Source organism: Tepidibacter sp. Z1-5 (assembly GCF_037844525.1).
Lineage (GTDB): Bacteria > Bacillota > Clostridia > Peptostreptococcales > Peptostreptococcaceae > Tepidibacter_A.
In genome coordinates this window covers 43,788-56,210 of record NZ_JBBMMD010000082.1, presented here as the reverse complement: position 1 = coordinate 56,210, position 12,423 = coordinate 43,788, and the positions used below count along the sequence as shown (strand labels likewise).

General features: G+C 29.0%; 12 protein-coding genes, 1 tRNA gene and 1 CRISPR repeat array. Of the genes, 3 read left to right on the top strand and 10 right to left on the bottom strand.

All coding sequences use genetic code 11. From position 1 onward, the window contains the following. Positions 1 to 368: 368 nt before the first annotated feature. The 7 genes from hpdA to WJW32_RS14405 form a co-directional block, all read right to left on the bottom strand. The gene (gene hpdA / locus WJW32_RS14435; protein ID WP_340259596.1) at positions 369 to 1,298 is read right to left on the bottom strand and encodes a 4-hydroxyphenylacetate decarboxylase activase; all 930 of its coding nucleotides are present in this window, start codon (positions 1,296 to 1,298) and stop codon (positions 369 to 371) included. An 88-nt stretch (positions 1,299 to 1,386) separates the two neighbouring features. Beyond that, positions 1,387 to 2,664: an MFS transporter gene (locus WJW32_RS14430; RefSeq protein ID WP_340259594.1), complete on the bottom strand. Its 1,278-nt coding sequence runs from the start codon at positions 2,662 to 2,664 to the stop codon at positions 1,387 to 1,389. 81 nt (positions 2,665 to 2,745) lie between these two features. Further along, a complete protein-coding gene (gene hpdC / locus WJW32_RS14425) occupies positions 2,746 to 3,003 on the bottom strand; it encodes a 4-hydroxyphenylacetate decarboxylase small subunit (protein WP_340259592.1) in 258 nt (85 codons plus the stop codon). 5 nt (positions 3,004 to 3,008) lie between these two features. After that, the gene (gene hpdB / locus WJW32_RS14420) at positions 3,009 to 5,732 is read right to left on the bottom strand and encodes a 4-hydroxyphenylacetate decarboxylase large subunit (RefSeq protein WP_340259590.1); all 2,724 of its coding nucleotides are present in this window, start codon (positions 5,730 to 5,732) and stop codon (positions 3,009 to 3,011) included. A gap of 122 nt (positions 5,733 to 5,854) precedes the next feature. Then, complete coding sequence (locus tag WJW32_RS14415; RefSeq protein WP_340259588.1) at positions 5,855 to 6,190, bottom strand: hypothetical protein; 336 nt, start codon at positions 6,188 to 6,190, stop codon at positions 5,855 to 5,857. Positions 6,191 to 6,521: 331 nt separating this feature from the next. Further along, positions 6,522 to 6,740, bottom strand: a complete 219-nt coding sequence (locus tag WJW32_RS14410; protein WP_340259586.1) for a hypothetical protein — start codon at positions 6,738 to 6,740, stop codon at positions 6,522 to 6,524. Positions 6,741 to 7,009: 269 nt separating this feature from the next. After that, a tRNA-Arg gene (locus WJW32_RS14405) sits at positions 7,010 to 7,086 on the bottom strand. Positions 7,087 to 8,098: 1,012 nt separating this feature from the next. Here WJW32_RS14405 and WJW32_RS14400 point away from each other — a divergent pair. The 3 genes from WJW32_RS14400 to WJW32_RS14965 all read left to right on the top strand — a co-directional run bounded on the left by WJW32_RS14400 (position 8,099) and on the right by WJW32_RS14965 (position 8,809). Next, complete coding sequence (locus WJW32_RS14400) at positions 8,099 to 8,296, top strand: hypothetical protein (protein ID WP_340259584.1); 198 nt, start codon at positions 8,099 to 8,101, stop codon at positions 8,294 to 8,296. Positions 8,297 to 8,425: 129 nt separating this feature from the next. Then, the gene (locus WJW32_RS14395; protein ID WP_340259582.1) at positions 8,426 to 8,623 is read left to right on the top strand and encodes a hypothetical protein; all 198 of its coding nucleotides are present in this window, start codon (positions 8,426 to 8,428) and stop codon (positions 8,621 to 8,623) included. Between the two features lie 66 nt (positions 8,624 to 8,689). Beyond that, positions 8,690 to 8,809, top strand: a complete 120-nt coding sequence (locus tag WJW32_RS14965; RefSeq protein WP_445330249.1) for an ATP-binding protein — start codon at positions 8,690 to 8,692, stop codon at positions 8,807 to 8,809. 6 nt (positions 8,810 to 8,815) lie between these two features. Next, positions 8,816 to 10,425: direct repeats of the CRISPR family, unit length 30 nt; unit sequence ATTTAAATACATCTCATGTTACGGTTAAAT. 176 nt (positions 10,426 to 10,601) lie between these two features. Here WJW32_RS14965 and cas2 read toward each other — a convergent pair. Genes cas2 through cas4 form a run of 3 tightly spaced genes read right to left on the bottom strand, consistent with a single transcriptional unit; the run spans position 10,602 to position 12,414 of the window. After that, positions 10,602 to 10,889, bottom strand: coding sequence for a CRISPR-associated endonuclease Cas2 (gene cas2, locus WJW32_RS14390; RefSeq protein ID WP_340259580.1), 288 nt, complete (start codon positions 10,887 to 10,889; stop codon positions 10,602 to 10,604). Between the two features lies 1 nt (position 10,890). Further along, positions 10,891 to 11,895, bottom strand: coding sequence for a type I-B CRISPR-associated endonuclease Cas1b (gene cas1b, locus WJW32_RS14385; protein WP_340259578.1), 1,005 nt, complete (start codon positions 11,893 to 11,895; stop codon positions 10,891 to 10,893). Between the two features lie 24 nt (positions 11,896 to 11,919). After that, positions 11,920 to 12,414: a CRISPR-associated protein Cas4 gene (cas4, locus tag WJW32_RS14380; RefSeq protein ID WP_340259576.1), complete on the bottom strand. Its 495-nt coding sequence runs from the start codon at positions 12,412 to 12,414 to the stop codon at positions 11,920 to 11,922. Between the last annotated feature and the right edge of the window lie 9 nt (positions 12,415 to 12,423).

The following is a 12,423-nucleotide window of genomic DNA, read 5'->3' as shown; positions in this document are numbered from 1 at the left end:
GTTGTAAATATTTTTAATAAAACTAAGAATTACATCTTATTGAATCTCCTAAAAGTTCTGAACTCCCTCAAGGTCAAACAACGAACTTTCTTAACGGATATTCAAGCGCTGTAATTCAAGTTTTATACAAAAATATTTAAATCATTCGCTAACATTTTAATGCCACTTATTTTTTAATTTCAGATTTCAATCTATAAATAGGTTTTAACATAAAATGTGGTAAGTTTGAATTATATATATAGCACCTAATATTAAAACTATCTATGAAAATGTTAGTAAATGGTTTTAGATATTTTGACTAATAAATATCGTTGCATTCACGGTATTTTCATAGATAATTTTGATAACCCACCTAGCCAAATAGCTGTCTAAAATGCAGTATCATGCCCTATATAACATGCAATCTCATTTTCTAAGAACAAATCCTGTATTTCTTCAAGCTTTCTAGTATCTGTTCCCTCTTCATCCTTGTATTTATATTCTTTTCCAAGTTGTCTCCACTTAGATTCTCCAAGTCTATGAAATGGAAGTATATTTATTTCAAATAAGTCATTCTCTTTCATAAATTGGATAGTATCAGTTATATTTTGATATGTGTCATTAAAATCCCTTATAATAGGCATTCTAAGGATTAATCTCCCTTTCCAATCACTTTGCTTTAAAGTTCTAATGTTATTTAAAATAATGTCATTATATACTCCAGTCTTTTGTCTATGCATATCTCTGTTTATATGCTTTACATCTATAAATGCAAAATCTATATAATCCATTACATTTAAAAATGTTTCATTATCTTTGTATGCAGTAGTTTCAATTGCAGTGTGAATATAATTTTTCTTACATTCTTTCAACAATTCTATCAAAAATTCACTTTGTAAAAGTGGCTCTCCTCCACTAAAGGTAACTCCACCATCATAACTCCACGAATGAGAATCTCTACTAAGTATTTTCATTACTTCATTAACACTGTATTCTTTACCACATAGTTTAAATGCATCATAGTAACACTTCAAGCTACATTCAAATGTATCACAATCTTTGCATATATTCCAATTTAACGTAGGCATATCATTAAATGTAAGACTGCCATGAGGACATGCATTTTCACAAATAGTACATCCCTTTTTATATTTACAACTACTTTCACTAAACATTATATGTGGCTTTAAAATCCAGCTTTCAGGATTTGCGCACCATTCGCATCTTAAAGGACATCCATTCATAAAAACCGTAGTCCTACATCCAGGTCCATCATGTACTGAAAAACTCTGTATATCAAATACTATTCCCTTATCCATTTTAATTCCCTCACTTTCACTTTAGGCATCTTCAAAAAAAAATAACAAGTCAGTATACTACTATTTGACTTGTTATTTTTTTAATGTCTTAATCCTTGTCTATAGATAATGGAAGAAGCATTGCCACTATGGCAGATATTGCAAATGATGCCATGGCAAACTTTAATGAATTATAATAACTTCCAGATACGTCATATAAATAAGCGCCCATAAAGCTTCCAAGTGCAGGTCCTATACCCATAACTATAAGAGTTGATAGTCCCCATATTTTACCAAAAGTCTTATTTCCATAAACAGATGCTGCATATCCTGCAACTCCACCAGGTTCAATCGCCCAATATACAGCAAATATTATACACGATACTATACTAAGAGTTACTGCACCTTTTCCTGTCATCAAAGCAATACATGCTATAACTCCCATTAGAGGGGCGAATATTAACATATATTTTCTACCTTTTGTTTCATGGTTTAGCTTTGTTACCATCTTATCTGCTACAATTCCCATTAAAGGCATTGTAAGTATTCCAGCTATTCCTATTGCAACATAAAGGTTAGTAGCTGTAGATAAAGATAAATTACAATCTGCCATCCAATACTTTACAATCTGAGTCCAAACTAAAAACTCAGCAACCATACTAGTCAAAAATGCTATTATAGAACCCCATATAGGGAATGTAGAGAAAGCTTGTTTTATACTCCATTCTCTATCATTTACATTATTTTTCTTAACTTTTAATGTATCCATGCCAAAAGGCTGAAGTCCATAGTACTGAGGATTTTTCTTTGCAACACAAGTAGCTATTATTAAAGCTATTAATACTACAAGAGATAATATTCTCATAGCAAATCTCCAGTCCATAGTTGCAAGAACCTGTTTAGCTCCAAGACTTAGTACAACCTGTGCAACAGGAGCACCCATAAAAGCTATACCCCACATAGTTGCATATGCCTTACCTACATACCATTTTCTAACTGATACCGTTGACGATACCCAAAGCATACCTGTTCCTATTCCTGCGAATACAGCATATGGAATCAAATATGACATATATGTTTTAGCAAAGCTTGTTACCAAAAATCCTAAGGAACCACTTAGAGCACCTAAAAAATAAGCAGGTTTAGTTCCCCATTTATCTATTATCATTCCACTAAAGAATGCAGTTATCGCATAAACGCTCATCATAAGTGAATAACCTAAAGTTAATTCAGATGCACTCCAGCCAAGATCTTTTGCCATAGGCCCTTGAAGTACAGAAAAAGTAGCTCTATAACCAAACAAACAAAATACTGCAAGCCAAGATGCAAGAACTACCATGTACCCTAGGTGTTTTGCTTCCTTTTCACTTACTCTGCTCTCTAGCATTCAATATCAATCCTTCCAATTTAGGCATATGAAAATAATTATTTAACTTGTTATTTATTTTCATATGCCCTATTTGCTATATTATTTTTTTAACTCATGTGAATTACATGTTACAGCATTTAAATCTCCATATGTCCAATTGTCTTTATCAAGACCTGTGCACATTCCCAGTTCATCTTTATCAGAGTTTTTAAAGTGAGAACAATTTCTACATTTAGGACATAGTTCAAATGCTTCACATACATCAGAATCTATATTAATCATATTTCCTGTAATTCTGCAAATTCCCTTTGCAGCATCCATAGGTGAAAAATTCAAACAATCATTGTGTTTTAACATAATCTCTACACTCCTTCATATTCTGTTCTTGAAATAACTTCATCTTGAATAGGCTTACCTATTTCACACCAGTATTGTGTAAATCCTGCAACTCTTACCATAAGATCTCTGTAATTATCAGGATTTTCTTGTGCATCTCTTAATACTTTAGAGTCGACTATATTGTATTGTATATGAAATCCTCCTTTTCTCATATATGAACGTGTTAGATCTAATAAATGCTTAGTTCCCTGCTCTCCTCTTAATGCACTTGGATGTATCTTCATATTCATCTGAGAGTTTTGAGAATTTGAATGATCCCAAACTGTAGCTGATTCAAATAAAGCATAAGGTCCATTTTTATCAGTTCCAGGATAAGCAGACATTGAACCATCTGAATATGTTGTTCCTGCAAGTCTTCCATCTGCTGTAGCAAGAGTTGCAGCACCTTGTGCTCCATGAGTTGAAACTGATATTTGACAAGCATACATAGGTTTTGCATAAAGTGATATTGCAGTCTTTGACATTTCACAGAACCAATCTTCATATCCCTTGAGTATACTATCTGCATAAGGGTTGTCATTACCATACTTAGGAGCCATTAAGCATTCTCCGTATATATCATCATATTTTCCACTAGTATCTACTTTTTCTTGATCCATCATTGAGAAATTTCTTGTTTCAAGAGCATTTCTAAATCCAAAGTTATTCGTCATAGCATCTGTTAACTGTTCAAGCGTAAACTTCTTATCATCATATACTATCTTTTTGATTCCAGCTAATGAGTTTACCATAGTTACAGTTCCACAACTCTCAACATTAAATGTAGCATTGTATCTATATCCCATATTACCTATATGCTGTCCTTTAGCTAGACAATCTGGTTTTAAGAAAGAGTTCACAACAGACATATTTTGCTTACGCCATATATCATGTTGAACATTGTTAGTTTTAGCTAAAACATCAACTGCTTTTTCATAATACATCTTAAATGTATCAACTAATTCTTCATAAGTTTCAAGTTTTCTATTATGAGGCTCAAATACTTTGATTCCTGTTCTTTTATCTATTCCATTAGTAAGTACTAATTCCAACACCTTAGGATTTGCTATAAAGTGAACTCCAACACTTGTAGGTTGACCTGCTCCTCCAGGTATTTTATATTTCTTACCGTTTAAATCTAGTTCTTTCCAACATCCTGGCGATGTTTCAAGACATCCTCCTATTGCAAAAGATCTAGCTTCTTCAATAGTCATTCCCTCAGATGAATATTGATTCATCATGAATTCTATTCCACCTCTATTGTTCATCCATGCTGGATATCCTGCACCAGTTTTATCACATTCTACACATTTTAATAAGAACTTCTCTGGAAGTTTCTCATCATAAAGAACTGATAAAGTAGGCTGAGGTGTTGAGCATGTTATACCAGCTTCAACTATTAACATTTCTAAATCGTTAGTAGCAGACTGTCCATCAGGAGTAAGTCCACCTAAACTTAAGTTGTTAAATGTGTTTCCTGATAAAACTCCTCCAACAACTCCTGTTGATGCAAAGCAGTCTATACATGTAATTTTTATTCTATATAATTCTAAAAGTTCTAATACTTCTTCCTTAGTTATTTTTCCTGATTCAATATCTTGTTCATACCAAGGATATAGTACTTGACCTAATCTTCCTATTGATAATCCAGATATAGCATCTTCATTTAAAACTGAAATATGTAGAGTATATGATAATTGAAGTGCTTCTCTGAATGTAGCTGGCTTTTTATGAGCTATGTTTTCTAAGCAATCAGCTATCTCTTTATATTCTTTTTTATCTACTTCATTCTTAGCTATTTTTTCAAGTCTTCTTGCATGTTTTGAATAATTTAATATCCAATTTTGAATACCCTCTATAGCATGGATTACAGCATCATAGAAATAAAGTCTGTCCATTCCTACTACTCCATCTCCATCAGCATTTCCAGCAACCTCATCCTTACATTCCTTAGCCATTTCTATAAGTTTGTCAAATCCATATTGAAGAGGATAATAGTAGTTTATTACTTCTCTTCCTTGAGGTAGAGTAAATCCTGAATCAAACATACAAACCAAACTTCTCATTATATTTTCTTTAACTGTATAGTCTGGAACCATCTTTTCGTATTTATGTCCTAAATCTTCAACTGATCTTCCTACCCACTCATTCGCAACTTTTAAGAGAACAGGAATTTCTTCTTTTCTCATTCCAAACTTACCAGCAATAGAAACTACATTTCCAAAGCTCTTTGTAACATTTCCTCCACCATGTCCGAATTCACTTAACTCGCCAGCACTTGCACTACCTGTTTCAAGAGCTGCTTTGTATAGTTCACTTTCTTTTGCTACGAAGAAGCTTTCGGAAAGCCATGGCATAGGAAAAGATCCCCTATAGTTATAAGTCTTTTGCATAACAAGCTTTTCACCAGGAATAATATTTGGTGTAAGTCTTGAAAAAGCCTCTTTTAAAGCAAGAGCTCTTCTAACTACTGTAATCTCACCTTCAAGTTCATTAAACTTACGGTTGTACCAATAAGGAAACTCCATATTAGCAGTTGATAATGTATTATAAAATATATCTCTTAACCTCTTAGCTCTTGGAGTTGGTTCTTTTTGCACTTCTCTATCGACCATCTCATCTGGAGCACTTCCTCCATACTGATAATTAATTGACAACCCCTTAGATGCCAAAATATCAGCAAGTTTCATTTTTTTACTATCATCCATCTAACTTACCCCCTTGTAAACTGACTTGCTCTATATATGTATATGATTCTACTTTTTGATTAATTCATTAACTGTTTTAAGTAAAAAAAAATCTTCCTTGGATTATCCAAGAAAGATTCAAACTACATGTCTTTATATTTTTTATAAATTAATTGATTTATATATATAAGAATTACAAAAGATAAAAATACCCATATACCTTTACTATATAAATCAAAAGTATTAACTGCAAATCCATATATTAATGCAAATATTCCAGAGTTTAAATAACTGTAGAACTGATAAGTAAAATACCCTTCCTCACTCTTAAATTTCTTACTTCCAAATATAATTTCACCATTATCATTTTTCTTCAAAACTTCTAAAAGCTTCTTTTGTCTTCTTTCAGACTTTTTAACAGAAAAAGCATAAGCAATACTTATGACTCCAACCAACGCAAATATAAATCCACTCATCATAATATCAACTCCCGTAGCTTTAATATATCTTATTCTACTATTAATATATCTAAAAGTATATATTATTAAGTTAAGTAATAAAACTCACACTCACAAAATTCTACGCTACAACTTGACTGTTCATAATATAACTTTAACTCTTTAACAATGTCTAAAGCAATTTCTGTCCATTTATTAGAATCAAAAATACAGAATTACATATTCCACTTACCTCATAGGTAACTTCTCCACCTAATGGACAACCCCAATTTTCATGGTATATAGTCTTTAATATATTTTATTTTGCCAATAGTGAATATAAATTAAACATTAATTTAGTATTAACTATCTCTCAATCCTTTTTTACAATTAAATATATACCTATAGCTAAACATATCCAAAAAAACACATAAGAATTAATAGGCATATATTTATATGCATAAGCATCACTCCAATATTTACCCGTGGTTTGATCTACATATCTTGCTAGATTTCCTAAAGATCTTTGTAAACTTATAGTCAAAATACTCATTGCAATAATAAATAATCCAATTATTTTTTGAATTTTCATTATACAATCCCCCTATTTAATTTATTTGAGCACTCAATAATAACTATATTTTAGAATATTTTGGAATATTATTTAAATTTTAAAACCATATCTATTTTCTCTTAATTTAACTAACTACCCTGTAAGTATATCGATATCATTAGTATATTTTAAATATGACAAATTCCCAATCAATTACATATAAATTCCAAATGTGTTACTATATATCTTATAAATAAATATAATAAAGCCTTGCAAATTATCTTTGCAAGACTTCATCATTCCTTAAATGGTGTTCCCGGCGGGAATCGAACCCACGACCTACTGCTTAGGAGGCAGTTGCTCTATCCTACTGAGCTACAGAAACATATTATTCTATACCTTCCATTATTTTTACTTAATGTCACTTCTTATCTTACCATAAAATGAATCGCATCTAAACAACAAAAAAAAAGAATTATCTAATTGGTATACCTACACTCTTGATCCCATTCTTGTTTTAGCTTATAAAATATATTTCTTTTTAACTCTAGTATAGCCATAGTCTACAGATTTGTTGCTTTAGGCTATAGTCTAAATAAATGTAGAGGTATTTCATATATTTCTATTTTAAACATGTAAAATTTTTCTAATCGCAGTTGAAATATATATTTATCTGACTTGAAAATAATTAAGTTAAAATAATAAATTTTCAAAAAGAGCTAAAGTACATAAATTCTTTTTAAAAAATAATCATCTTACTATTTACACCGTAACCATTTTAGTAGTTCTCCAAAAAAACAATTTTTTCATAAAAACTATTGACATGTCGGAATTTGAATGTTATTATACATTAAGGTAATTTTCTGAAGAATATGAATTTTCTAAAAACAAATTCAAAATTCAAAATCATTCACAATTTAAATTAGATATTAAGATAATTTATGTTAACCAGAGGGCTTTCATAGTATAAATCTTTTTTGTATACTTAAAGCTTATATAAGTGAAGGTTAGTAAACAAATTATAAAAGGAGGAAATTTGATCATGACTATACTCATACTAAAAAGATTCTTAGAGCAATCATTTATTATTAGAATTATACTTAATAACGTCATTATTAACGGCATTATTGATGTCATTATTAATATCATTGTTAAAGCTATCTTATTCTTCAATAAAAATTTAATATATCTTTTTAATATGAGCTCAGTTCTTGTGAAGAAGGATAAATTGTTGTACGGCGTATATCTATGATATTATATGTCTGCAATTATTTCTTCATATATATTTATGCGATGTTAGTTTCTATTTTTTAAGCATAATAAAGAAAGCTCGTAAAGAGCTTTCTTTTTTTATATAAGAAAAATAATATTTTTATAAAAATAAAGGAGGTAAAAACATGTATAACAAACAAGTAAAATTTAATGATGAAAAAAAAGCAGGGGTTACAAAATTTGAAAAGGTTAATAATAACATTAAGACTTGCAACAGTAATTTTCAGAAACAATCAAACAAAAAATATGCAGATTCAAATTTATTCTATCCAGTTAATTTCATGGGTGTAGGACGTATGTGTGAAGATTGGAGTACTACCTAAGTATAATAAAAATAGCAACTTAGTCCTCATTAGAGGTATAAATTATAATATAGAGATACCCGAAAAAGAGCACGAAAGTTTCCCCACTTAGAAGCTCTTTTTTTATATACTTATTTTGAGGTGAAGATAATGCAAATAAGTATAAATTATAATTTTATAAACACATTAGAAGATTTAAGGCTGCTATCAAAATCATATAAGAAAGGATTAATAATGAAACCAAACATTACAAAGTTAGCAAAGGCATTAAATGGATTCACACCATCTAAGACAAGAAATAAAAGTAGGAAGAATAATCAAAAACAACAATCTTCAAATTTATTATAACAGCAAAATCATAACAGTGCATCAAATAATCGATAAAAAGTTAAATATTAAAGATAATCATAATCTATTTTAGATAGACTTTTACACCACTCATATTTATTTAATATAGCTGGCCCATCCTACCGAATCAAGGATAAATTAAAATATAAGTCTAAAAAAAGTGAGGAATATAAATGTCAAGTTTAGAGCGTAATTTAAATACATCTCATGTTATGGTTAAATACATCTATTCTTTTCATTTTTTAACTATCTCCTTCATTTAAATACATCTCATGTTACGGTTAAATGATAGTACTTGATGGATTAGATTTCCTCTGGAAAGAATTTAAATACATCTCATGTTACGGTTAAATCTCCATCTAAATACTTAGATTTAACATCTTTTATATGATTTAAATACATCTCATGTTACGGTTAAATATACAGTATAAGGATGTATGAATTATTAAAGCAATAATTTAAATACATCTCATGTTACGGTTAAATTAAATGTTGAGGAAAACTAAGGGGGTTAAGGGGAAATTTAAATACATCTCATGTTACGGTTAAATTTATCTTGTCTATCATTCCTTTGAGTACTTACCCAAATTTAAATACATCTCATGTTACGGTTAAATTCAAGAATTAAGCCTAAACCCCAAGATAAAAGAGCATTTAAATACATCTCATGTTACGGTTAAATAAGATATGAGGGAAAAAACTATTCTATTAAATCTTAATTTAAATACATCTCATGTTACGGTTAAATTCCCGAATTAGATTGAATACCTACATCAACATTAGAATTTAAATACATCTCATGTTACGGTTAAATCAATCCATTTAATTTTTCTACACCCCAAGTATACATATTTAAATACATCTCATGTTACGGTTAAATTCTTTATGCATAATTTTTCTTAGAATCCATTTTAGATTTAAATACATCTCATGTTACGGTTAAATAATAATATGGAAATTGTTGAAATTGCTATTGCTAAATTTAAATACATCTCATGTTACGGTTAAATGTATAGTCGAATTTGCTCCTGCATTTAAAGAAATGTATTTAAATACATCTCATGTTACGGTTAAATTTACCTTACCATATAAAGTAAATATAATAACAAAGGAATTTAAATACATCTCATGTTACGGTTAAATGTACATAGAAAAAATGATTGTAGATATAGATACGAAATTTAAATACATCTCATGTTACGGTTAAATTTTATAACTTTAGGAACAGGATCACAAGTCAAAAGAATTTAAATACATCTCATGTTACGGTTAAATGAAAGTTCTCTAGTCTTAATAAATTTTTTGAAACAAATTTAAATACATCTCATGTTACGGTTAAATAATGTTTTTTGAAATAGTATCTATTTTGTCACTTTCATTTAAATACATCTCATGTTACGGTTAAATAGTGCTAACTCTGGTGATTTTCTAAGATGCTTAATAATTTAAATACATCTCATGTTACGGTTAAATTGCATAAGAAGTCACATGACTTGCAATCGCAGGAAAATTTAAATACATCTCATGTTACGGTTAAATATACGACCTCTTTTTAAAACTAAGTTTATACAAGAATTTAAATACATCTCATGTTACGGTTAAATTGCCATTTGCGACTCCTAGAATCTTTATTCATCTTTATTTAAATACATCTCATGTTACGGTTAAATAGAGGTTATATTCTGCCTTAGATGTTAGAGAAAAAAATTTAAATACATCTCATGTTACGGTTAAATTAATCAAGAGCAAATAATAGAAGTTAATGCTAAAATATTTAAATACATCTCATGTTACGGTTAAATCACAGTAAAATAGCCATTCTTAAAATCGTCATTTCATATAAAACACTTGATATTTCAACATTTATCTGTTTTTTTACCAGCCTCTTCTCATACAATTATAACTCTACAATATACACCTTGTAAACCTGTAGTTTTCAATACTTTCAAACATTCCACTCGAAATCGAGGTTGGTAAACTAAAATATTAGTGATTCTGTATCTTTTTTCTTTACTCCTATTGTTTCCTCATCAAAACTTTCTTTGTTCATAAGCTTTATTATAGATATAAAATCATTGGATTTATCTATAACTTTATTCAAATCTTCTCTAAATTTTATTAAGTTAGAAGGTGTTATCGGCCCTCTAAATACAGAGTTTTGATGATGGTGAAAATATTTCTTACAAACCTTAAAAACCTTATTCACTCTTTTTTCTCCAACATCATAAAATACAAAAGCATAATTGTAATTATAGTTTTTGCCCATACTAAACCATCTCCTTAATGCTGAATGGTCTAAACTCTTTGTCCTCCATTATAAACTTGATCAATTTATATCCATCTAATTTAATAGCTGTTTTATAACTTACTTTTCTTTTTAATCTTGAATGATAAAAAACACTTTCAAATCTTTTTTCAATAGCTTCTATAAATATCTTTTTACCAGCACTATTTAACAAGCAATAATTTAATTCTTTGTCAAAATGCTTACCAACTTGTATTTTTCTATTGTTTACAAGTTCAAATATAGTCTTATACACTATAACGGGCTTAAATACTTCACACAAATCTAGGCTCAAAGAAAATCTTCCTTCTGAAGGTTCGTGTAAAAAACTTATGCTCTGATTTAAATGTGTGTTATATATTTGAGATACTGTTTTTGAATAAAGAATAGAATTCCCAAAGGATATGAGTGCATTCATAGGATTATCTGGAGGTCTTTTGACTCTTTTATTAAATACAAATGTTTCAGGTAAGAAATATTTAAAACAGCTATAAAACCTCTGCCACAATTCACCTTCAACACTCAGTATTTGTTTTATATTAATATTCTCATTTTCAAGATATCTAGGAATATCTTGTTTTATCCAATCTAAAGTAAGTTTTACATCTTTTTTATCATGTTTATAATAATGATATAATACTTCATATATATTATCTGCAATACCTTGAACTATTGATTTTGCTATAATCTCTCTTTTTTCAGTGTATGTCTTTGCCTGATTGATAGTTAATTTACCACTTATAAGCTGTTCTTTTGGATAAAAACTGCCACTATAATGACCATAATAATTGAAGAAATGAATAGTTATACCTGCTCTTGATATGAAGTCTAGTAGTTTCGTATTTATAGATACTTCATTTAAACAATATATCTCTTTAGTAGACTCTATAGGTATATAAAAATTTCCTTTCTCATTTCTAAAACTAATTGAATTATCCTTTCTTTTTAATTCTCCAACACTCATTATATATCTTGTACTATTTCTCATAATACACCTTCTTTATCATAAGTATTATATATAGCAGTACTCATAGTAAGCACATTTCTTGCATTTTTTATCATTCTCTGAATTTGGTATTTTATCATTTTTTATCAAATTTTCTATATTATTTATTAAATCTTCGAGTTGATTTTCAATTTCATCTGTTAATTCTAAATAAATTATTTTCTTATCTTGTTTGTTTTTTTCATCAAACTCAAGCTTTCCTTTTTTGTATATTCCTTTATCTTTTAATTTTTTCAGATAAAATAGAGTTTGCCATTTAGCTGCTTCTATATCTGAATCTGATTTTTTTATTTCTACCAAATAATCATCAGTTATTTTATCTATCTTGACATTATCTATAGATATCTCTGACTTTTTATTTTTCTCACTTTTGATTTCATGAATCACTCTTCCAATATGTACATCTTCACTATTATCTTCTAGATTTATTCTATTTGAAAAAAGCCAGCATTGACGTTTGCAGTGGAAGTAATAGTTTATGATAGTTCCTCCTATTTTCATAAATAAGCC